The 20,290-nt window shown below is 72.7% G+C and carries 19 protein-coding genes and 1 pseudogene; 11 read left to right on the top strand and 9 right to left on the bottom strand.

The window, feature by feature from the left end:
- Nucleotides 1-153 precede the first annotated feature (153 nt).
- The 4 genes from ABZ810_RS42770 (at nt 154) to ABZ810_RS42785 (ending at nt 6,036) form a co-directional block, all read left to right on the top strand.
- Entirely contained in the window at nt 154-504 is a 351-nt protein-coding gene (locus tag ABZ810_RS42770) for an ROK family protein (RefSeq protein WP_358413016.1), read from the top strand.
- A gap of 70 nt (nt 505-574) precedes the next feature.
- Complete coding sequence (locus ABZ810_RS42775) at nt 575-4,306, top strand: glycoside hydrolase family 2 TIM barrel-domain containing protein (RefSeq protein ID WP_358413018.1); 3,732 nt, start codon at nt 575-577, stop codon at nt 4,304-4,306.
- 12 nt (nt 4,307-4,318) lie between these two features.
- Complete coding sequence (locus ABZ810_RS42780) at nt 4,319-5,377, top strand: PQQ-dependent sugar dehydrogenase (RefSeq protein WP_358413019.1); 1,059 nt, start codon at nt 4,319-4,321, stop codon at nt 5,375-5,377.
- A 98-nt stretch (nt 5,378-5,475) separates the two neighbouring features.
- Complete coding sequence (locus ABZ810_RS42785) at nt 5,476-6,036, top strand: GNAT family N-acetyltransferase (protein ID WP_358413021.1); 561 nt, start codon at nt 5,476-5,478, stop codon at nt 6,034-6,036.
- Here the strand turns inward: ABZ810_RS42785 and ABZ810_RS42790 are convergent.
- The 4 genes from ABZ810_RS42790 to pdhA all read right to left on the bottom strand — a co-directional run bounded on the left by ABZ810_RS42790 (nt 6,024) and on the right by pdhA (nt 10,517).
- Complete coding sequence (locus tag ABZ810_RS42790; protein WP_358413023.1) at nt 6,024-6,755, bottom strand: maleylpyruvate isomerase family mycothiol-dependent enzyme; 732 nt, start codon at nt 6,753-6,755, stop codon at nt 6,024-6,026. The genes ABZ810_RS42785 and ABZ810_RS42790 overlap by 13 nt on opposite strands.
- A 175-nt stretch (nt 6,756-6,930) precedes the next feature.
- Nucleotides 6,931-8,385: a dihydrolipoamide acetyltransferase family protein gene (locus tag ABZ810_RS42795; protein WP_358413025.1), complete on the bottom strand. Its 1,455-nt coding sequence runs from the start codon at nt 8,383-8,385 to the stop codon at nt 6,931-6,933.
- Entirely contained in the window at nt 8,382-9,398 is a 1,017-nt protein-coding gene (locus tag ABZ810_RS42800) for an alpha-ketoacid dehydrogenase subunit beta (protein WP_358413027.1), read from the bottom strand. Before ABZ810_RS42800 ends, ABZ810_RS42795 begins: the two co-directional genes overlap by 4 nt.
- Nucleotides 9,399-9,410: 12 nt before the next feature.
- Nucleotides 9,411-10,517, bottom strand: coding sequence for a pyruvate dehydrogenase (acetyl-transferring) E1 component subunit alpha (gene pdhA, locus ABZ810_RS42805; protein WP_358413029.1), 1,107 nt, complete (start codon nt 10,515-10,517; stop codon nt 9,411-9,413).
- A gap of 178 nt (nt 10,518-10,695) precedes the next feature.
- Here pdhA and ABZ810_RS42810 point away from each other — a divergent pair, with 178 nt between their 5' ends.
- Entirely contained in the window at nt 10,696-11,331 is a 636-nt protein-coding gene (locus ABZ810_RS42810; RefSeq protein ID WP_358413031.1) for a GntR family transcriptional regulator, read from the top strand.
- Nucleotides 11,332-11,393: 62 nt separating this feature from the next.
- Here the strand turns inward: ABZ810_RS42810 and ABZ810_RS42815 are convergent, their stop codons facing one another.
- Nucleotides 11,394-12,092 (bottom strand): GntR family transcriptional regulator, encoded by a 699-nt coding sequence (locus ABZ810_RS42815; RefSeq protein WP_358413033.1) that lies wholly within the window; start codon nt 12,090-12,092, stop codon nt 11,394-11,396.
- Between the two features lie 136 nt (nt 12,093-12,228).
- Between ABZ810_RS42815 and ABZ810_RS42820 the strand changes: the two genes are divergently transcribed.
- Both ABZ810_RS42820 and ABZ810_RS42825 read left to right on the top strand, forming a co-directional pair.
- Nucleotides 12,229-13,455, top strand: coding sequence for an NRAMP family divalent metal transporter (locus ABZ810_RS42820; RefSeq protein WP_358413035.1), 1,227 nt, complete (start codon nt 12,229-12,231; stop codon nt 13,453-13,455).
- A gap of 1 nt (nt 13,456) precedes the next feature.
- Entirely contained in the window at nt 13,457-14,224 is a 768-nt protein-coding gene (locus ABZ810_RS42825) for a 5-oxoprolinase subunit PxpA (protein WP_358413037.1), read from the top strand.
- A 125-nt stretch (nt 14,225-14,349) separates the two neighbouring features.
- Here ABZ810_RS42825 and ABZ810_RS42830 read toward each other — a convergent pair whose 3' ends face one another.
- The gene (locus tag ABZ810_RS42830; protein WP_358413039.1) at nt 14,350-14,487 is read right to left on the bottom strand and encodes a hypothetical protein; all 138 of its coding nucleotides are present in this window, start codon (nt 14,485-14,487) and stop codon (nt 14,350-14,352) included.
- A gap of 319 nt (nt 14,488-14,806) precedes the next feature.
- Here ABZ810_RS42830 and ABZ810_RS42835 point away from each other — a divergent pair, with 319 nt between their 5' ends.
- Nucleotides 14,807-15,406 carry a hypothetical protein gene (locus tag ABZ810_RS42835; RefSeq protein WP_358413040.1) on the top strand — a complete coding sequence of 200 codons (600 nt, stop codon included), beginning with the start codon at nt 14,807-14,809 and terminating at the stop codon, nt 15,404-15,406.
- Between the two features lie 32 nt (nt 15,407-15,438).
- Here ABZ810_RS42835 and ABZ810_RS42840 read toward each other — a convergent pair whose 3' ends face one another.
- Complete coding sequence (locus tag ABZ810_RS42840; protein ID WP_358413042.1) at nt 15,439-16,386, bottom strand: TIGR03620 family F420-dependent LLM class oxidoreductase; 948 nt, start codon at nt 16,384-16,386, stop codon at nt 15,439-15,441.
- 77 nt (nt 16,387-16,463) lie between these two features.
- On the opposite strand from ABZ810_RS42840, the gene ABZ810_RS42845 reads away from it, so the two are divergent.
- On the top strand, nt 16,464-17,063 hold the full coding sequence (locus ABZ810_RS42845; protein ID WP_358413044.1) for a helix-turn-helix domain-containing protein: 600 nt from the start codon (nt 16,464-16,466) through the stop codon (nt 17,061-17,063).
- 50 nt (nt 17,064-17,113) lie between these two features.
- On the opposite strand, the gene ABZ810_RS42850 is transcribed toward ABZ810_RS42845, so the two are convergent.
- Both ABZ810_RS42850 and ABZ810_RS42855 read right to left on the bottom strand, forming a co-directional pair.
- The gene (locus tag ABZ810_RS42850) at nt 17,114-17,590 is read right to left on the bottom strand and encodes a nucleoside deaminase (protein ID WP_358413046.1); all 477 of its coding nucleotides are present in this window, start codon (nt 17,588-17,590) and stop codon (nt 17,114-17,116) included.
- Between the two features lie 22 nt (nt 17,591-17,612).
- Nucleotides 17,613-18,341, bottom strand: a complete 729-nt coding sequence (locus tag ABZ810_RS42855) for a phosphatase PAP2 family protein (RefSeq protein ID WP_358413048.1) — start codon at nt 18,339-18,341, stop codon at nt 17,613-17,615.
- 202 nt (nt 18,342-18,543) lie between these two features.
- On the opposite strand from ABZ810_RS42855, the gene xylB reads away from it, so the two are divergent.
- Both xylB and ABZ810_RS42865 read left to right on the top strand, forming a co-directional pair.
- On the top strand, nt 18,544-19,923 hold the full coding sequence (xylB, locus tag ABZ810_RS42860) for a xylulokinase (RefSeq protein ID WP_358413049.1): 1,380 nt from the start codon (nt 18,544-18,546) through the stop codon (nt 19,921-19,923).
- 20 nt (nt 19,924-19,943) lie between these two features.
- A pseudogene (locus tag ABZ810_RS42865) lies at nt 19,944-20,290 on the top strand (xylose isomerase); the annotation flags it as partial.

Below are 20,290 nucleotides of genomic sequence, written 5' to 3' on the forward strand. Positions count from 1 at the left end.
GGCGGGGGGGGCGGGGGGGCGGTGGCGGTCTCCCCGCCCCCGGGGCCCCCCCCCGCCCCCCCCGCGGGGCGGGGGGGGGGCCCGCGGCGGGCCCCCCCCCCCCCCCGGGGCGCGCCCCCCCCCCCCGACAGGTCAGCCAGCACGTCGGGTGGCGTGCCGGGAAGCACGGCCTCGTCCGAGTCGGGGGCCGAACGGGTTCTGGACGCGGCGATGCGCGGCGACCCCGAGGCGGTCGCGCTCGTCGAACGGCTCGCCGCCCGCATGGCGCGCGGCATCGCCGCGATGGCGCTCGCGCTCGACCCGGAGATGATCGTCGTCGGCGGTGAGCTCACCCACGCCGGCGACCGGCTCGTCGAGGAGCTCCGGCGGCACGTCCGGCCGCTCTGCCTGGGGCCGACCCGGATCGAGGCGTCCGCGCTGGGCGACGAGGCGGTGGGGCTGGGCGCCGTCCGGCTCGCCCTGGACCACATCGACGAACGCCTCTTCCGCCTCGAAGCGTCCTGACCGTCACGATTGACGGGCGTGCGGAGTCGATCTAGCGTCCCAGGCGACCCCGCCAAGGAGGCGTGCGGCAATGGTGCTACGCTCCCGCTCCCGTTCTCTGGCCGTCTGCCTGGCGATTCTCCTCGCCATGGCCCTGCTGCCCCGCGCGGGCCCCGCGGCGGCCGGCGCCGTCCGGGCCGATCCGCCGGCGGACGTTTACACGTATCTGGACGATCCGGAAAGGGTGGCGGAGGGTCAGGAACCCCCGCACGCCATGCTCGAGCCGGACGACGCCGAACGGTGGACGCGGTCGCTGGACGGCGAGTGGCGGTTGCGGATGTTCGACCGCCCGGGGGAGGTGCCCGCCGGGTTCCACCGCGACGGCTACGACACGTCCCGGTGGCCCAGGACCAGGGTGCCGCACACCTGGCAGAGCGACCGCGTCGACCATCCGATGTTCCGCAACGTCCCCACCGAGGTCTGGCCGGACGACCCGCCGCGGACGCCGCGCGACGTCAACCCGACGGGCGCCTACGTCAAGCGGCTCGACCTGCCCGGCGAGTGGACGCGCGACCGCCGCACGTTCCTCCGCTTCGAGGGCGTGACCAGCGCGTACTTCGTGTGGGTGAACGGGCGGTACGCCGGCTACGACCAGGGCGGCTACACCCCGGCCGAGTTCGACGTGAGCGACCACGTGCGCGCGGGCGCCAACACGGTCGCGGTGCAGGTCCACCGCTGGAGCTCCGGCTCGTACCTCGAAGACGTCGACCAGTGGCGCTACAGCGGCATCTTCCGCTCGGTGCGGGCGTACTCCACCCCGGCGACGTACATCCGCGACGCCTCCATCACCACCGACCTGGACGCCTCGTACCGCGACGCCACCCTCAACGCCTCGCTCACCCTCGCCCGCAAGGGCGGCGGCGCGGCGGGCGAGCACACCGTGCGGGCCACTCTGCTCGACCCGGACGGCACGCCGGTGCGGCGCTTCGAGGGCAGGGCCGCGGTGACCGGCGAGACGGCCGTGCTGCGGTTGTCGACGCCGGTGAGCGACCCGGCCAAGTGGTCGGACGAGACCCCCGGCCTCTACCGGCTGCGCCTCGAACTGGCCGGACCGGACGGGCAGGTGTCGCAGACCACCGGCGAGAACGTCGGCTTCCGCGAGATCGAGATCCGCGACCGGCAACTGCTCGTCAACGGCAGGCGCATCCTGATCAAGGGCGTCAACCGTGCCGAGACCGACCCCGACACCGGGCGGCACCAGACCCGCGCCCGGCAGGAGTCCGACGTCGCCCTGATGAAGCGGCTCAACGTCAACGCCGTCCGCACCTCGCACTACCCGTCCGACCCGTACCTCTACGACCTGGCCGACCGGCGCGGGCTGTGGATCGACGACGAGGTCGACATCGAGACCCACAACCTGGAGAACTGCGCCCTGCCCGCCGGGCACCCGCGCGACTGCCTCGCCGACCGGCCCGAATGGCAGAATGCGTTCCTCGAACGCTTCCAGGCGATGGTGGCGCGCGACAAGAACCACCCGAGCGTCTTCCTCTGGGACACCGGCAACGAGGCGGGCCTCGGGCGGGCGCACTACGCGATGGCCGGCTGGGCCAGGGCGACCGACCCGACCCGGCCGCTCTACCACCAGTCCAACTCGCCGGACGGCGACGCCCCGTTCGCCCACGTCTGGGGCCCGCGCTACCCGACCCCGGCCCGCCTCGCCGCCCAGGCCGCCGTGACGTCCAAGCCGATCATCATGGGCGAGTACGCCCACGCGATGGGCAACAGCCTCGGCAACTTCCGCGAGTTCTGGGAGGTCGTCCGGCGGTATCCGCAGGTGCAGGGCGGCTTCATCTGGGACTGGGCCGAGGCCAACCTCCGGCATCCCCTCATCACCACCCCGGACGGCTCGCCCGGCAAGATCAAGACGTGGTTGCAGGGCCTGCCCGAGCGGGTCGACGGGCATCGCGGGAAGGCGCTCTACTTCTCCGGCCTGGACGACTTCGTGGAGGTCTACCGCGACCGGCGGCTGGACCTCACCGGAAACCAGGTCACGCTCGACTCCTGGGTGAAGCCCGCCCATCCCTGGACGGGCGACTTCACGATCATCACCAAGGGCGACCACCAGTACGGCCTGAAGATGGCGAACGCGACCACGCTGGAGTTCTTCATCTACAGCGCCGGCGCCTGGCGGACCGTCCGCGCCCCCGTCCCCGACGGCTGGCACGACGCCTGGCACCGCGTCACCGGCGCCTACGACGGCACCGCCCTGCGCCTCTACGTGGACGGAAGGCAGGCGGCCGCGGTCCCGTACAGCGGGACCATCGCCTGGTCGTCGTGGGACGTCAACGTGGGCCGCAACTCCGAGCTCATGCAGGACCAGTGGAACGGCCGCATGGCGCACGGCACGATCGACGACGTCCGCGTCTACGGCCGTGCCCTCACCCCGTCCGAGATGGCCTCCGGCGCCGACCCCACCGGGGACGCCCTGCTGGCCCTCGACTTCGACGCGTTCGACCAGAAGGGCGGTTTCCTCTCCAACGGCGAGAGCCTGTCGGGCGTCGACGGCCTGGTCGGCTCGGACCGCTACCTCCAGCCCGAGCTGGCCCAGCTCTCCTGGGTCCAGTCGCCCATCCGCTTCACCCGGACGGGCGACCAGGTCACCGCCACCTCCGAACGTGCCTTCGCCGGCACCGGCGACCTCGAACTGCGCTGGCGCCACACCGAAGGCCGCACGACCCTCCGCTCCGGCACCCTGCCCATGAGGACGGGCGCGGTGCCGATCCCTGCCCTGCCGCCGTCCGCGAACGAACGCTGGCTGACGGTCGAGGCCGTGCTCAAGAAGCGCACCTGGTACGCCCCGGCCGGGCACCGCGTCGGCTTCGGGCAGTTCCCGGCCGGCGGTACGGACGTTCCGGGGATTCGCCTGCCCTCCACGGGGAAGGCCGGAACGACCCAGAACGAGAAGGAGATCGTGGTGTCCGGCCGCGACTTCCGGTACGTGTTCGACCGCGCTCAGGGCACCCTCACGTCCATGCGCCACAAGGGCGTCGAGCTCCTCCGCACCGGCCCCGAGCTGGACGTCTGGCGCGCTCCCATCAGCAACGAGACCTACACCTGGGGCCGCGCCGAGGGCGAGGACTGGCGCCTGGCCGGTCTCGACCGCCTCGTCACCACACCGACCGGCATCACCGTCACCCCCGGCGACAAGGCCACCGTCGCCATCACCAGCCGCGTCTCCGCCCCCGGCCACCCCGACGCCTGGCTCGACCAGACCACCACCTACACCGTCGACGGCGCGGGCCAGATCGACCTGAACCACCACGTCACCCCGCAGGGCCGCGTCCGCACCGTCCCCTACCTGGCCCGCGTCGGCTTCACCCTCAAGCTCCCCGACGCCTTCCAGCGCCTCTCCTGGTACGGGCGAGGCCCGGTCGAGAACTACAACGACCGCAAGGACGGCACCCCGATGGGCGTCTGGTCGTCCTCCGTCGACGGGCAGTACGTCTCGTACTACCGGCCCCAGGATTACGGCAACCACGACGACGTCCGCTGGGCCGCGCTCACCGACACCCGCGGCGCGGGCCTCCTCGTCGGCGGTGACCTCGAGGTCTCGGTCACCCCGTACGACGACCTGGACCGCGCCCTCTATCCGTTCGCCCGCGTACGCAACCCAGGCTGGAACACCCTCCACGTGAACCACGCCGTCACCGGCGTCGGGGACACTCCCAACCCCGTACGCCCCGAATACCAGGTGCGGCCTGACCGCGACCACACGTACTCGGTCGTGATCCGGCCCGTGACCCGGGAGTCCGCCCCCCGCTGAGAGGCCCCCGCCATGAGGCTCCGCGCACTCGTCCTCGGCATCGCCCTGTCCCTCGCACCCCTGACCGCCGACGCCGCTGCCGGCGCCGCCGACCCCGAATTCGACTTCACCGCCCCCGACGTCGTGGCCACCGGCCTGACCGCCCCCTGGGGCCTGGCGTTCCTCCCGGACGGCAGCGCCCTGGTCTCCGAACGCGACAGCGCCCGCATCCTTCGCCTGACCCCCGGCTCCCCGGCCACCGAGGTCGCCCGCCTCACCGGCGTGCAACCCGCGGGCGAGGGCGGCCTCCTGGGCCTGGCCGTGTCCCCGGCCTACGCCGAGGACGGGTACGTCTACGCGTACTACACGGCCGCCTCCGACAACCGCATCGTCCGCTTCAAGCCGGCCGCCACCCCCACCCAGGAAGTGGTCGTCGCCGGCATCCCCAAGGCGTCCGTGCACAACGGCGGACGCATCCACTTCGGCCCCGACGGCAAGCTCTACGCCGGAACGGGCGACGCCGCGCAGACCGGCAACGCCCAGAACCCGGCCAGCCTCGGCGGCAAGATCCTCCGACTGAACCCGGACGGCGGCGTCCCCTCCGACAACCCGACCCCGTCGTCCCTCGTCTACACCCTCGGCCACCGCAACGTGCAGGGCTTCGGCTGGGGCGGCGGCCACATGTACGCCACCGAGTTCGGCCAGAACACCTGGGACGAGGTCAACCACATCACCGCGGGCTCCAACTACGGCTGGCCCGAGGTCGAGGGCGACGGCGGCGAGCCCACCTACCGCGATCCCCTCGTCACCTGGTCGACCTCCCAGGCCTCACCCTCCGGCGGAACGGTCGCGGGCGACACGTTCTACGCCGCCGCCCTCCGCGGCACCCGCCTGTGGCTGGTCCCCCTGGACGGCGGCGGTGGCACGTCCGGCCCGCCGACCGCCGAGCTCGCCGCCGCCTACGGCCGCCTCCGCGAGGTCGCCGTCGCCCCCGACGGCCACCTGTGGATCCTCACCAGCAACCGCGACGGCCGGGGAACCCCCGCCCCCGACGACGACCGGGTCATCCGCTTCCCGGCCAGGGCACCCTAGACGGACTCGGTGGGCGGCCCCGCCGCCCCCCGGTCCCCGGCGGGCTCGCCCCGCCAAACCCTTTGCCCCGCACCTGAGCCCTCTTGCATGATCGGAAGATGAGACCGCCGGAACGCATCGCCCTCGACGGCATGCTGGTGCGCCGCTGGATTCCCGCGGACGTCCCGCCCCTGCTCACGGCCGTCCTGAAGTCCTTCGAGAGCCTGCACCCGTGGATGCCCTGGGCCGCTCAGCCGCCGGTGCTCCGCGAGATGGAGGCCTTCGTCGAATCGGCGATCTCCCAGTGGGACACCGGCGAGGCCTACCTCTACGGCATCTTCGGACCGGACGACGGACATGTCCTGGGCACCGTCGGCCTGCACGCCCGCCTGGACACCGGGGCCCTGGAGGTCGGCTACTGGCTGCACGCCGACCACACCGGCCGAGGTCTCATGACCAGGGCGGCCCGGGCCGTCACCGAAGCCGGCCTCGCCCTCCCCGGGGTCGAGCGCATCGAGATCCACTGCGATCAGGCGAACGTCGCGAGCGCCGCCGTCCCGCGCCGCCTGGCCTTCGACCTCGACCGCGTCGTGGACGACGACAAGGACGCCCCCGCCAAGACGGGCCGCTGCATGATCTGGATCAGGCGCCGCTCACCGGCGGCCCCTCAGACGGCGTAGTTGCGGAGCACGCCGAGCGCCTGGGGCCCGTAGGGCCCGGTCGCCTTCAGCCCGGACGCTCCCGGGGCCAGGCGTTGTGCGCCCACGCGGCAGAAGTCGCTCGCGGGCCCGGTGATGGCCGAGGCCGCGGCAGGATCGCCGAACGCCCAGATCTCCCCCTCGGGCGAGGTGAGTGCGCACCGCACGGGTCCGCCCTCGACCCCTTGGGCCTCGAAGGCGTACGGCAGCGTGCGGTGGCCGAGCCAGGCGATGTGCCGCAACCGTGCCGTGTCCGGATAGGGGATGCCGAGCGCGTCGGTGATGTCGTGCGCGTGCGTCCAGTGCTCGGCGAGCCGGGTGGTGGCCAGCGCCGCCGCGGACATCCGGTTGGTGATCCACCGCAGCCGCGTGCCCGGCGGCACCGCCGCCAGTGCCCCCGGCGTGACCGAGGCCACCGCGCGCCACCGTTCCAGCAGGTCACCAGGGGAGACGTCCCGCTGCGCGGCCACGACATCAGCCGCCATCGCGTCCACCTGCCCCGGCTGGATGAGTTCGAACACCGACTCGTCGCCCGCGACCGACGCGGCGGCCATCTCCTCGGTCTGCGCCAGATGCAGCACGACGTCGGCCACCGTCCACCCCTCGGCCGCCGACGGATGTGCCCACTGCGCGGCCGGGAGCCCGGCGAGAACGCCGTCGAGGTGTTCGTACTCGGCCCGAAGGTCCGCGAAGACGTCCATCACCCCAAGCTACCGAATCAGATTCGGTCGCGACATCACTTGCGCGAGGTCTTCTGACGCACCGGCATCGCGCCCCTCGCTCACGTCGTACCCGGGTTTCTCGTCGCGATCGGGCCGGTCGCGGCCGCCGCCGGGTGCCCGCCGCCCCGCACCGGCGGCGGGCACACGTTCGTCGTCAGGCGACGATGAGGAGGGGGTTCTCCAGGAGGTCGACCAGACGGGCCAGGAACTTGGCGCCGGTCGCGCCGTCGATGGCGCGGTGGTCGAACGAGGCGGTCACCGACATGCGCTGGCCCGCGACGACCTGGCCGTCCTTGACGACGGGCTCGTCGCGGACGGCGCCGACGGCGAGGATGGCCGACTCGGGCGGGTTGATGACCGCCGAGAAGTGGTCGATGCCGAACATGCCCAGGTTGCTGACGCTGAACGTGCCGCCGCTCATCTCGTTCGCGCCGAGCTTGCCGTCGCGGGCCTTGGCGGCCAGCGCGCGCGTCTCGGCGCCGATCTCGGCGACGCCCTTGCGGTCGGTGTCGCGGATGACCGGGACGAGCAGGCCGTCCTCGACCGCGACCGCGACGCCCACATGGATGCGCTTGTGGACGAGGAGGTTCTCGTCGGTGAACGAGACGTTGATCTCCGGGTGCTCGCGGAGCGCGGTGGCGACGGCCTTGACGATCAGGTCGTTCACGCTGATCTTGGCCGGGGCGAGCGCCTCGTTCATGGTCTTCCGGAACGCGGTGAGGGCCTCGGCGTCGACGTCGCGCGTCAGGTAGAAGTGCGGCGCGTTGCGCTTGCTCTCGGTGAGGCGGCGCGCGGCGACCTTGCGGAACCGGTTGAGCGGCACCACCTCGGTGTCCGCGTCCGCCTTGGACGCGGGCGCGGACGCGGGCGCGGGCGCGGAGGTGGCGGGTGCCGGTGCCTGAGGTGCGGCGGCCGGTGCCGGGGCAGGTGCCGGTGCCGGTGCCGGTGCTTCGCGGATGGCGGCTTCGATGTCGGCGCGGACGATGCGTCCGGCCGGGCCCGAGCCGGTGATCGTGGTGAGGTCGAGGCCGTGGTCGCGGGCCAGGCGGCGGGCGAGCGGCGAGGATGGCGGGCGTGAACGGGGACCGGTGGCTGTGCCGTCCTGTGCCGGGGCGGCGACCCCCACGCGCTGGGGCGTGGACTCCGTCGCGGGAGTGGGCGCGGGCTCAGGAGCGTCGACGGTAGAGGCCGGGGCAGCGGCGGCGCCAGGAGCAGCGGCGGCGGGGCCCGGCGCGGCGGCCGGGGCAGAGCCACCGGCCGAAGGAGCGGCGGGAGCAGTGGCGGGGCTGGGCGCGGCGGCCGGGGAAGGCGCGGCCGGGGCAGGTGCGGCGGCCGGGGGAGCGGCGGTGGCCGGGGGAGTTGCGGCGGGGGTGCCCTTGGGGGTGAGGCGCGCGATGGGGGCGCCGATGGCGGCGGTCTGGCCTTCGGGGACGAGGATCTCCGCGAGGACGCCGGCCTCGTAGGCCTCGAACTCCATGACGGCCTTGTCGGTCTCGATGTCGACGATCACGTCGCCCACCGCGACCTCGTCTCCCGGCCGCTTCTGCCAGGAGCTGATGACGCCCTCCTCCATGGTGTCGGAGAGGCGGGGCATGAGGATCTCGGTCATCGCACGGTCTCCTGCAGGCGGCGGCCGCGCGCGCGGAGAGTGTCGCGCACGGCGGTGATCAGTGAGTCGGCGGAGGGCAGCGCGGCCAGTTCCAGGGGCTTGGAGTAGGGGAGCGGCACCTCGGCCATGGCCACGCGGCGGACGGGGGCGTCGAGCCAGTCGAAGGCGCCCTCCTGGATCGACGCGGCGATCTCCGCGCCGATGCCGTACGTCAGCCAGTCGTCCTCGGCGACCACGGCGCAGCCGGTGCGGCGGACGGAGTCGACGACGGTCCGCCGGTCGAGCGGGCGCAGGCTGCGCAGGTCGACGACCTCGGCGGAGATGCCGTCGGCGGCGAGGGTCTCGGCGACCTCGGTGGCGACGTGCGCCATCCGGGAGTACGCGACGATCGTGATGTCGGTGCCGGGACGGGTGACGGCGGCCTGGCCGATGACGGCGGGCTCGATGTCGGGGATGTCCGCCGGGAGCTCGCCCTTGGTGTTGTAGAGGGCGAGGTTCTCCAGGAAGAGGACGGGGTCGTCGTCGCGGATCGCGGCCTTGAGCATGGCCGAGGCCTCGGCGGGGGTGCTCGGCGCGAGGACCTTGAGCCCGGGGATGAACGAGTAGAAGAGCTCGACGTTCTGCGAGTGGGTGGCGCCGAGCTGCTGGCCGCCGCCGCCCGGGGTGCGGATCACCATCGGGACCGACGCCTGGCCGCCGAACATGCCGTAGATCTTCGCGGCGTGGTTGACGATCTGGTCCAGCGCCAGCAGCGAGAAGTTGATCGTCATGATCTCGACGACCGGGCGCAGGCCCAGCATGGCGGCGCCGATCGCGGCGCCGACGAAGCCCTCCTCGGCGATGGGGGTGTCGCGCACCCGGCGCGGGCCGAACTCCTTGAGCAGGCCTTCGGTGATCTTGTACGAGCCCTCGAAGACGCCGATCTCCTCGCCCAGGAGGAAGACGTTCTCGTCGCGGAGCATCTCGGCGCGCAGGGTCTCCCGGAGGGCCTGGCGGTAACTCGTGGTGGCCAACGTTCGCCCTCCTCAGGCCTGGAACACGGGGTCGGCGGGCAGGCGGCGCTGATCGCCCGCGACCGGGGTGGCGTAGGTGTAGTCGAAGAGCGTCGACACGTCGGGGTGCGGGCTCTGGTCGGCGAACGCCGCGGCGTCCTCGACCTCGGCCATGACCTCGGCGTCGAGCCGCTCGCGGGCCTCGAGGCTGAGGATCCCGGCCTCCTCCAGCTCCAGTGCCAGGCGGGCGAGCGGGTCGGCGGCCTTGAGGGACTCCTTCTCCTCGCGCGAGCGGTACCGCGCCGGGTCGACGACCGAGTGGCCCTTGAGTCGCAGGCTGGTGGCCTCCAGCAGGTAGGGCTTGCTCTCGGAACGGGCACGTTCGACGGCGATCGAGGCCGCCTCGCGCACCGCGACCACGTCGTTGCCGTCCACCCGGGCGCTCTCCATGCGGTAGGCGGCGCCGCGCCGCCAGAGCTCGGGCTCGGCGGCGGAGTTCTCGACCGTGGTGCCCATGCCCAGGCCGTTGTTGACGATCACGAAGACGACCGGCAGGTCCCACAGCGCGGCCATGTTGAGCGACTCGTGGAAGGCCCCGATGGCGGCCGTTCCCTCGCCCATGTGGCACATGACGACGTCGTCGCCGCCCTTGTACGAGACGGCGAGCGCGGCGCCGGTGGCCAGCGGGAGTTGCCCGCCGACGATGCCGTACCCGCCGAGCAGCCGGGCCTCGGCGTCGAACATGTGCATCGACCCGCCCCACCCCTTGGAGACCCCGGTCGAACGCCCGTACAGCTCGGCCATCACGCGGCGCGGCTCGATGCCCTTGGAGATCGCGTAGCCGTGCTCGCGGTAGTTGGTGAACAGGTAGTCCGTCGGCCGCAGCGCCGACATCAGGCCCACCACGGTGGCCTCTTCACCCAGGTTGAGGTGGCAGTAGCCGCCGATCTTGGCCTCGGTGTACGCCCGCGCGGCACGTTCCTCGAACCGCCGGATGAGCAGCATCTGCCGGTAGTAGCCGACGAGGTCGGCGCCCTGCCCGGCCTTCGCGGTGGTCCGGGGAGCCCTGGTGCGGGTCCGGGCCGCGGTCCCGCGTGCCGTGCGCGCGCGGGCGGGCTTGGCCTTCGTGGTCTCAGCCATCGGTTCTTCTTCCTGCGAGGGTGCGTGGCGCGGGATCACCGACCACTCATCGATCATCATTGATCAATGATCGATCATTCTGAATCCTACGCGACACGTCAAGAGTCACTTACGTCCTCCGCCCCACCGGCCCGGCCTTCACCCGGCGGCCTCGACCCCGGGCTCTACGATGTACCGCGTGAACGCCGCGACCGACGACGCACCCCTGCTGCGCACCGGACTGTCCCACCAGATCCGCGAGTTCATCGTGGACGGGATCTCGACCGGCCGCTGGGCGCCGGGGGAGCGCATCGTCGAACGCCGGATCGCCACCGAGCTCGGGGTCAGCCAGGGCCCGGTCCGCGAGGCCCTCCGCCAGCTCGAGGCGCTCCGGCTGATCGAGTCGCTGCCCAACCGCGGCGCCCGCGTCCGCGCGTTCACCGAAGAGGACCTGGCCGAGATCTTCCCCGTCCGGGCAGGCCTGGAGCGCACCGCGGTCGAGTTGGCGCTGCCCACCCTCGCCGAACGCCTGGACGCCCTTCAGGAACAGAACGCCCGCCTCGCCGAGGCCGCCGAGACCGACGACCTCCAGGCGCAGATGCGCCTGTCGATCGACTTCCACCGCGAGATCGTCGAGGCCTCCGGCAACCGCCTGCTCATCTCGGTCTGGGAGTCGCTCGGCATCGAGTTGTGGACGACGCTCTCGCTGCGCCTGCACCGGACCGAGATCTACTCCAAGTCCGCCGAGCACGCCCAGCTCATCGACGCGTTCCGCCGCGGCGACCCCGCCGCCCCCCAGCTCCTCCACGACCACGTCATGAACTACGCCCCCTGAACGGCGTGCCCGGGTGAGCGGCGTGCCTGAACGGTGCCGCCGGGCGAGGATCCGCCGGTGGGCTAGGCGTCCGGGGTCTGGGCCTCGTACGCGCGGATGAGCTGTGTTTCGGCGGTGTCGAGGTAGTCGAGCAGCTCACGTTCGGCGGCGCCGGAGTCGCCGCCGCGCACCATCTCGACGATCGTCCGGTTGCGCTTGAGGTAGGGCGCGTGGAAGTCCCGCGGCGAGCTCATCGTGTGGAACGCCAGCCGCAGCTCGGCGAGCAGGCGGTAGACCATCTCGTCGAGCCGCGGGCTGCCGGCCAGGCCCGTGACGGCCTGGTGGAAGCGCAGGTCGGCGGTGCCGACCCTGGGCCACAGGTCCGCGGCCGCGGCCTCCTCGCCCATGGTGACGGCCGCGTCGAGCCGGGCGAGCGCCGCGGGCGACGCGGTCGCGGCGCTGCGCAGGCCCTCGCACTCCAGCATGCGCCGCGCCCGGTAGATGTCGGCCACGTCGCCGGCCGTCAGCGTGCGCACGAAGACGCCCCTGTTGAACTCGTGCACCAGCAGCCGTTCCTGGACGAGCAGCCGGAACGCCTCGCGCAGCGTGTTGCGCGACACCTTGGCGACCTTGCCCAGCTCCTCCTCGGGCAGGCGGGTGCCGGGGACGAGCAGCCCGGTGATGATCTGCTCGCGGAGCAGGTCGGCGACCCGGGCCGCGGTGCTCGACCGGTCGAGCACGCCGCGTTCCGCCGCGATGTTGCTGAGCCACGGCTGCGTCACTCCGGCCCTCCCAGGCTGGTCGTCCCGGCCTTCTCGGCGGTGTGGAAACCAAGATAACCCAGATGGGGGGATTGCTGGATTGTTGAACAATCCTTACCCTGCCAGAAAGGTCGTGACTCTCCCCGAGGGGCTCCCCATGACGGACGGAACCACCAAGGAAAAGATCCGGTCACCTCAGCCCACCCACCGCGCCGCGCTGCTCGGCGCGATGTTCCTGATGGCCACCAGCGCCATCGGCCCCGGCTTCATCACCCAGACCACCGCCTTCACCGCCAAGCTCGGCGCCGCCATGGCGTTCGCGATCCTGGTCTCGGTCCTGATCGACATCGCGATCCAGCTGAACGTGTGGCGGGTGGTCGGCGTCTCCGGCCGCCGTGCCCAGGACCTCGGCAACGCGGTCGCGCCCGGCGCCGGCTACCTGCTCGCCGCGCTCGACGTCTTCGGCGGCGTCGTCTTCAACATCGGCAACGTCGCGGGCTGCGCGCTCGGCCTGAACGCGCTGCTCGGCCTCGACTTCAAGATCGGCGGGATGCTGTCGGCCGCGTTCGCCATCGGCGTCTTCCTGATCCGCCGGGCCGGCGTCGCCATGGACCGCATCGTCATCGTCCTCGGCATCGTCATGATCGCCATGACGCTGTACGTCGTGTTCGTCTCCGGCCCGCCGTTCGGCGAGGCGCTCACCCAGACCGTGGCCCCCGAGCAGGTCGACTTCCTCGTCATCACCACCCTCATCGGCGGCACCGTCGGCGGCTACATCGTCTACGCCGGCGCGCACCGCATGATCGAGTCAGGCGTCCAGGGCACCGAGCACGTCCGCGCGATCACCCGCAGCTCGATCAACGGCATCCTCATCACCGCGCTGATGCGCGTGCTGCTGTTCCTGGCCGTCCTCGGCGTCGTCGCCGGCGGCGTCGAGCTGGCCGCCGACAACCCGGCGCCCTCCGCGTTCGAGCACGCGGGCGGCGAGGCCGGGCTGCGCGTCTTCGGCCTCATCATGTGGTCCGCCGCCATCACCTCGGTGATCGGCGCGTCCTACACCTCGGTCTCGTTCCTCGTCTCGTTCTCGGACTGGATCGAGCGCCACCGCAACCACCTGGTCGTCGCGTTCATCGTCATCTCGACGGCCATCTACCTGGCGATCGGCAAGACTCCCGTCAACCTGCTGATCCTCGCCGGCGCGCTGAACGGCCTCATCCTGCCGGTCGGCCTCGGCGTGATCCTCTGGGTGGCCGGCCGCCGCCGCGACCTCCTGCACGACTACCGCTATCCGACCTGGCTGCTCGTGCTGGGCGTCGTCGCCTGGTGCGTCTCGCTGTACGTGGGATGGCAGGCCCTGTCCGGAATCGACGACCTCTGGAACTGACATGCGCATCGACCTGAACGCCGACCTCGGCGAAAGCTTCGGCCGCTGGGAGCTCGGCGACGACGAGGCCCTGCTCGACGTGGTGACCAGCGCCAACGTCGCGTGCGGCTTCCACGCGGGCGACCCCACCGTGCTGCGCCGCACCTGCAACCTCGCGGCCCGCCGCGGGGTGACGGTGGGCGCGCACACCGGGTACCGCGACCTGGCGGGATTCGGGCGGCGCTACATGGACGTGCCGCCGTCCGAACTCGCCAACGACATCCTCTACCAGCTGGGCGCGCTCCGGCAGTTCGCCGAGGTCGCCGGGACCCGGGTCGCCTACATCAAGCCGCACGGCGCCCTCTACAACGCGATCGTCCACGACGAGCGCCAGGCCGAGGCCGTCGTGGACGCCGTCCTCGACTTCGACCCGGCGCTCCCGGCGCTGGGCCTGCCCGGGTCGGCCTGGCTGCGCCTCGCCGCGGACGCGGGCCTGCCGACGCTGCACGAGGTGTTCGCCGACCGCGCCTACACCCCCGACGGCCGCCTGGTCTCGCGCCGCGAGCCCGGCGCCGTCCTGCACGACCCGTTCGAGGTGGCCGACCGCTGCGTCCGCATGGTCACCGAGGGGGAGGTGGTCGCCGTCGACGGCTCCGTCCTGTCCATCGACCCCGACTCGATCTGCGTCCACGGCGACACCCAGGGCGCGGTCGACCTGGCCAGGGCGGTGCGCACCGCCCTGGACGACGCGGGAGTCCACATGGCCTCCGCCGCCCTCGCCCTCAACTGAACACCCGGCCAGCGGGCCCGCGCCCATCATCAGCCCCCAGAGCTCGACGCCCGGCCCGGTCGTGCCCCGCACCTCGGGCAACCCCTCCGCCTTGGAGGCTGAGAACCAGTTCCATGCTTCGGCCCCTACGAGTCGGTGCGGGGCGGACGGGTGAGGTCCCGGACGAGCCCCCGGTGCGGCCACGACACGAGCGCCACCATCGCGACCGCGACGGCCACCGCGAATTCGGCGAACGCGGCGGGAGCGGGCGTGCGAACGTTCACCACCGCGACGATCAAGAGGAAAAGGCCCGCCACCACATTCATGGGCCCCAGCGGGCGTCCCCTACTACTCCCGAAACACCCGCACGCCGTTCTTGCCCATCCCCGAGACGAACAACAGAGAGGCCGCTCCGCCGCCCACCCGACCTTCCCCTGACAGGTCGCCGACGGACGCGCTCCCGTCGCCTGGGCGAAGGCCGTGGTCGTGGGAGTCCGTACGGCGGACGCTGTTCATGGAAGCGTGGCGGGGAACGGGCGGACCCTCCTACCCTGGCGTGGCGCGGTGATCTTTGGTGGTGGCGCGGGGACCGGGAGGAAAGCGATGAGTACGCAGCTGACGATTTACAGCGTCGGTGTCGAGGACGTCGAGCTCTGGATCAGGCAGCCGCCGATGGGGACGGCGGAGGAGAGCCGGCGGCGTGCGGCGATCGTGGACGCGCGGGGTGAGGCCGAGGGGCCTCGGACGATGGTGGAGGCCGTTGACGAGGTGTTCGGCGACCGGCCCAAGCATCCGGACGCGGGCGACGTCTACGCCCGGGTCTTGCAGGACCTGATCGAGTACGGCGAGTCGATCCGGTTCGACTTCGGGCCGCTGCGGCTGGGCACGCAGTATCTCCAGGAGGCGAGCGCGGAGTTCGAGGGCGCCGGGGTGCCTCGGGAGCTCACGCCCATGGGGTTCATGTACGACAGCCCGTTCACCTTGCCCGAGCCCGCGAACGTTCCGGTCATCGGGCACGTGAGGGCCGAGCGGATGCCGGGGATGCGCGAGGCGTACCGCGCGGTCGTCGACCGGGTGGAGGCGGCCGAGCTGGTGAAGGTCCTGCTGGACGCGGTGGACGAGACGCTCGACTTCAACGACTTCGCGCGCGGCTTTCCCGAGGGGGCGCTGCCGCCGCGGGATCTGGTCACGTTCTACGGCTGAGGGTGCCGTCCCAGCGGGCGTCTAGGCCTGCGCTACCGCCGCGCAGTTCTGACGCCCAGCAGGGCGGGGGTGAGCTTCTCGAGCTCGTCGACCATGGCGGTCAGGCTGTCGGCGACGGGCGTGACGAGGACGTGGTCCGCGCCCGCGTCGAGGTGCTCTCCGATCCGCCGGGCGATGGCCTCCTCGTCGCCCCACGCGTGCGTCGCGTCGATCAGCCGGTCGCTCGCCTGCGTGAGGTCCTCCTCGGTGTAGCCGAGGCGCCGGAAGTTGTCCGCGTACGCGCGCACGGCCGCCCCCTGCCGCGTGCCCTCCCTCAACGTCTCGCGCGCCTTCACCGCGTCGGTCTCCAGCAGTACCGAATGCTGGGGGATCAGCAGCTTGTCCGGGCCGAGGATCTCGCGGGCCAGCGCCGTGTGCTCGACGGTGATGTTGAACGGCTGCGCCCCGTCCGCCCGGTCGCGCGCCAGTCCGAGCATCTTCGGCCCGATCGCCGCGAGCACCCTCGGGAACGGCGCGTCCGGCAGCATCGAGAGCTTCGGAGCGCCCGGCGGCGCGGGCACGCCCGCGTCCATCTCATCGAGGTACTCGCGCATCTTGCCCAGTGGACGCCACTCCGCGGCGCCGACCGACCGGGCCTGGAACGGGTGCCCGACCCCGACGCCCAGCACGAAACGTCCGGGATACGCCTCGGCCAGTGCGGCGCCCGCGCCCTGGGTCGTGGCGCCATGGCGCGACCAGGCGTTCGCGATGCCGGTGCCGGCCATCAGGCGTTCGGTCGCCGCCAGGTAGACGCCGTGCTGGACGAACGCGTCCTTGCTCCCCACGGTCTCGCCGCCCCAGACCGAGCCGTATCCGAGTGCCTCGATGCGCCGGATCTGCTCGCGCTCGACCTCGGCCGGGACGTACCCCCACCGCGCCTTCATGAGCCAGACGCCGACCCGCCCGAGACCCCGCCGGGCCTCCTCCACCACGTTCGCCATGCCCGCTCCCTTAAGCTGAGGGTGCCTCCGGATAGCGGCAATATACGGAGGGCGCCTCCGTTTAGGCAAGGAGTTCGATGGACGACACCCCGCGACGGCCCATGCGCGCGGACGCCCGGCGCAACTACGAGCGGCTTCTGGCGGAGGCCGAGGCGCTGATCGCCGAGAGGGGCACCGGCGCCTCGCTCGAGGAGATCGCCAAGCGCGCCGACGTGGGCATCGGTACGCTCTACCGGCATTTCCCCACCAGGGAGGCGCTGCTGGAGACGCTCCTGCGCGAACGTTTCGACGCCCTGGGGGCTCGCGCCACCGGCCTCCTCGACGCGCCGGACCCGCTCGACGCGCTCCTGGAATGGCTCCGCGCGTTCACCCGCGGAACGCGCGTCTACCAAGGACTGGCGGAGTCGATGCTCGCCGCCCTGCGAGACGAGGAATCCGAGCTCTACGCGTCCTGCCACGGCATGCGCGACGCGGGACGCGCGCTCCTGGTCCGCGCGCAGCGGGCGGGGACGGTCCGCGCCGATCTGACGGCGCTGGACATGTTCGTGCTCGCCAACGCGATCGCCTGGGCCGCCGAGGCCCTCCCCGAGGACGCCGGGATCGGGGAACGATTCCTGACCTTCCTCGTCGAGGGCATCCGGCTCGGCGACGCGGGTGCGGGCCAGGGCGCTCGGTGACGCCCCCCGGTCCCGCGGGCCGCCCCCTCGCTGACGCGGAAGGCCTCGATCTAGCGCTTGTGGCACTCGTGGTGGAGGGCGCGGAGTTCGTCGGCGAACCGTTCGACCGGGCCCTCGACGGTGACGTGCGGGGCGATCTCCTGGACGGGGAGAGGGTTGACCGGGGGAGCGCCGGCGCCGATCTCGGTGAGCCAGGCGACCAGCTGGGCCGAGGACGCGGCGTAGACGATGCGGCCGAGGCCCACCCAGGCGTGGGCGGCGGCGCACATGGGGCAGTGCTCGCCGGAGGTGAAGACGGTGGCGGCCGCGCGCTCCTCCGGGGTCAGGTTGGCCGCGGCCCAGCGGGCCAGCTCGAACTCGGGATGGCGGGTGCGGTCGCCGCCGGCGACGCGGTTGCGGTCCTCGGCGAGGCGCTCGCCCGAGGCGGAGACCAGGACGGAGCCGAACGGCTCGTCGCCGTCGGCGAGCGCCTCGGCCGCGAGGTCGACACAGCGGCGGAGGTGCCCGAGCTCGGCTTCGGAGATCATGAGGTCAGATTAGTACGGCCGGTCAGGCCGCCAGCGCGTACTGGTCGCGGCGGCGGGCGTACAGCAGGTGGGCGGCGCCGATCGCGGTGACCAGGAGCGCGGCGGCGACCAGGCCGTCGAGCCAGTAGTGGTTGGCGGTCACGACCACGACCACGACGGTGACCGGGGCGTGCAGCGCGATCAGCCATCGCCACCGGACGGACGAGACGCGGACGACCGCGAGGGAGACCAGGAGCGCCCAGCCGACGTGGAGCGACGGCATCGCGGCGTACTGGTTGGCGATGCCGTCCGCCGCCGCGGGGTAGGCGGAGGGACCGACGGTGAGCATCGTGTCGGTCATGCCGAGGCCGGCCAGGCGCGGCGGCGCGAGCGGGTAGAGCGTGTGGACGGCCATGCCCGCGGCGGTGAGCAGCACGAGCTCGGTGCGGATGCGGGCGTAGTGCTCGCGGTGGCGCGTCCAGAGCCAGACGAGGAGGGCGGCGGTGGCGGGGAAGTGCACGCCCACGTAGTAGAGGTTGCTCAGGAGCGCGGTGAGGTCCCAGTGCAGGGCGAGCTTCTGGAGCGTGTGCTCGTCGGGCAGGTGGAGGGTACGTTCCAGGTCCCAGATGAACGAGGCGTTCGCCATCGCCTCGGGGACGCCGCCCTCGACCAGGGTGCGGCCCCATTTGTAGGCGGCGAACAGGACGAGCAGCAGGGTGACTTCGGTCAGCAGGGGGTGCACCGTTCTGGTGCGCATCGCCAGGGTCGCCATCGTGCCCGTCCTCTGTCCGTCTCGGGTTCCGTGAAACCCACCTTGATCGAAAACCCAGGTGGGGGCACTGGGCTCAGCCCCGCCTTGTGGGGGAGGCTGAGCAGAGGGGCGTGGGTGGAGGTAACTCCACCTGTTGTGTCGTGGATCACCACCGTTTAGGGTCAGAGCGCTGTCGAAGCGTTTCGACGGATCGGAGAGGTTCATGCTGGTCGCCGGGGTCGACTCCTCCACCCAGTCGACGAAGGTCGTGCTGTGCCGGGCCGACGACGGCACGGTGGTCGCGCAGGCGTCCGCGCCGCATCCCGACGGGACCGAGTGCGATCCGCGGCACTGGTGGACGGCGCTCGGCGAGGTGCGCGAGCTGCTCGAACGTGCGGACGCGGTCGCGGTCGCCGCCCAGCAGCACGGGATGGTGGCGCTCGACTCCGGGGGAGAGGTCGTCCGGGACGCGCTGTTGTGGAACGACACCCGGTCGGCGCCGCAGGCACGCGCGCTGGTCGAGGAGTTCGGCGGTCCCAAGGCGTACGCGGAACGGGCCGGCAGCGTGCCGCTCGCCGCGTTCACCGTGAGCAAGCTGCGCTGGATGGCCGAGGCCGAGCCCGCCAACGCCGGGCGCACGGCGGCGGTGCTGCTGCCGCACGACTGGCTGACCTGGCGGCTCGGCGCGCACGGGTACGTCACCGACCGCGGCGACGCCTCGGGCACCGGCTACTGGTCGCCGGGGGAGGGGCGGTACCTGCCCGACGTGCTGGCCGCCGCGCTCGGCCACGAGGCGGAGCTGCCGAGGGTCGCCGGGCCCGGCGAGACGGTCGGCGAGACCGGGTGGGGCGCGGCGCTGGCGCCGGGGACGGGCGACAACATGGGCGCGGCGCTGGGCCTGGGGCTCCAGGAGGGCGACGTCGTGGTGTCGATCGGGACGTCCGGCACGGCCTTCGCCGTGAGCGACCGGCCCGCGGCGGACCCCGGCGGGTTCGTGGCCGGGTTCGCCGACGCGACCGGGCGCTTCCTGCCGCTGGTGTGCACGCTGAACGCGGCGCGGGTGTTGTCGTCGGCGGCCCGCATGACCGGCACGGACCTCGACGGGCTGTCGGCCGCCGCGCTCGCCGCCGGGGCCGGGGCCGGCGGTGTGACGATGTTGCCCTACCTGGACGGCGAACGTACCCCCGACCGGCCGTCCGCGACGGGCGTGGTGAGCGGGCTGACCACGGCGAACGCCACCCCGGAGAACCTCGCGCGGGCCGCCGTGGAGGCGCTGCTGTGCTCGCTGGCCGACGCCGTCGACCACCTGGCCGCGCAGGGCGCCGCCCCGCGCCGCACGCTGCTCGTCGGCGGCGGCGCCCGGTCGGAGGCCGTGCGGCGGCTGGCACCCGCGATCTTCGGCACGCCGGTGACCGTCCCCGAGCCCGGCGAGTACGTGGCGCTCGGCGCCGCCCGCCAGGCCGCCTGGGCCCTGGCCGGCACGGACGGGCCGTCCGCGTGGCCCGCGCCCCCCTCGACCCATCACGTCGCCGACCCGGCCGACGTGTCCGCCGCGGCCGGCGTCCGCGAACGTTACGCCGCTCTGCGCGACGCCACCGCATAACGATCACCGAGGAGAAGGTTGTGACCGACTACACCCCGCGCCCTGAGGACCGGTTCTCGTTCGGCATCTGGACGGTGGGCTGGCAGGGCGTTGACGTGTTCGGCCCCGGCACCCGGCCGCCGATGCCCGCCGAACGGGCGGTGCGCAGGCTGGCCGAGCTGGGCGCGTACGGCGTCAACTTCCACGACAACGACGTCTTCGGCTTCGACGCGACCGCGGCCGAGCGCGACGAGCGCGTCGGGGCGTTCCGCAAGGCGCTGGAGGAGACCGGCCTGGCGGTGACCACGGCCACCACCAACCTGTTCTCCCATCCGGTCTTCAAGGACGGCGCGTTCACCTCCAATGACCGTGACGTGCGGCGGTTCGC

Source organism: Spirillospora sp. NPDC047279 (assembly GCF_040643285.1).
In the GTDB taxonomy this organism is placed as follows: Bacteria; Actinomycetota; Actinomycetes; order Streptosporangiales; family Streptosporangiaceae; genus Spirillospora.

Bases quoted from the DNA above. Each gene is read 5' to 3' on its own strand.
- ABZ810_RS42775 (WP_358413018.1), top strand. From the start codon at position 575: ATGGTGCTACGCTCCCGCTCCCGTTCTCTGGCCGTCTGCCTGGCGATT.
- ABZ810_RS42780 (WP_358413019.1), top strand. From the start codon at position 4,319: ATGAGGCTCCGCGCACTCGTCCTCGGCATCGCCCTGTCCCTCGCACCC.
- ABZ810_RS42785 (WP_358413021.1), top strand. From the start codon at position 5,476: ATGAGACCGCCGGAACGCATCGCCCTCGACGGCATGCTGGTGCGCCGC.
- ABZ810_RS42790 (WP_358413023.1), bottom strand. From the start codon at position 6,755: ATGGACGTCTTCGCGGACCTTCGGGCCGAGTACGAACACCTCGACGGC.
- ABZ810_RS42795 (WP_358413025.1), bottom strand. From the start codon at position 8,385: ATGACCGAGATCCTCATGCCCCGCCTCTCCGACACCATGGAGGAGGGC.
- pdhA (WP_358413029.1), bottom strand. From the start codon at position 10,517: ATGGCTGAGACCACGAAGGCCAAGCCCGCCCGCGCGCGCACGGCACGC.
- ABZ810_RS42820 (WP_358413035.1), top strand. From the start codon at position 12,229: ATGACGGACGGAACCACCAAGGAAAAGATCCGGTCACCTCAGCCCACC.
- ABZ810_RS42825 (WP_358413037.1), top strand. From the start codon at position 13,457: ATGCGCATCGACCTGAACGCCGACCTCGGCGAAAGCTTCGGCCGCTGG.
- ABZ810_RS42835 (WP_358413040.1), top strand. From the start codon at position 14,807: ATGAGTACGCAGCTGACGATTTACAGCGTCGGTGTCGAGGACGTCGAG.
- ABZ810_RS42840 (WP_358413042.1), bottom strand. From the start codon at position 16,386: ATGGCGAACGTGGTGGAGGAGGCCCGGCGGGGTCTCGGGCGGGTCGGC.
- ABZ810_RS42845 (WP_358413044.1), top strand. From the start codon at position 16,464: ATGGACGACACCCCGCGACGGCCCATGCGCGCGGACGCCCGGCGCAAC.
- ABZ810_RS42850 (WP_358413046.1), bottom strand. From the start codon at position 17,590: ATGATCTCCGAAGCCGAGCTCGGGCACCTCCGCCGCTGTGTCGACCTC.
- ABZ810_RS42855 (WP_358413048.1), bottom strand. From the start codon at position 18,341: ATGGCGACCCTGGCGATGCGCACCAGAACGGTGCACCCCCTGCTGACC.
- xylB (WP_358413049.1), top strand. From the start codon at position 18,544: ATGCTGGTCGCCGGGGTCGACTCCTCCACCCAGTCGACGAAGGTCGTG.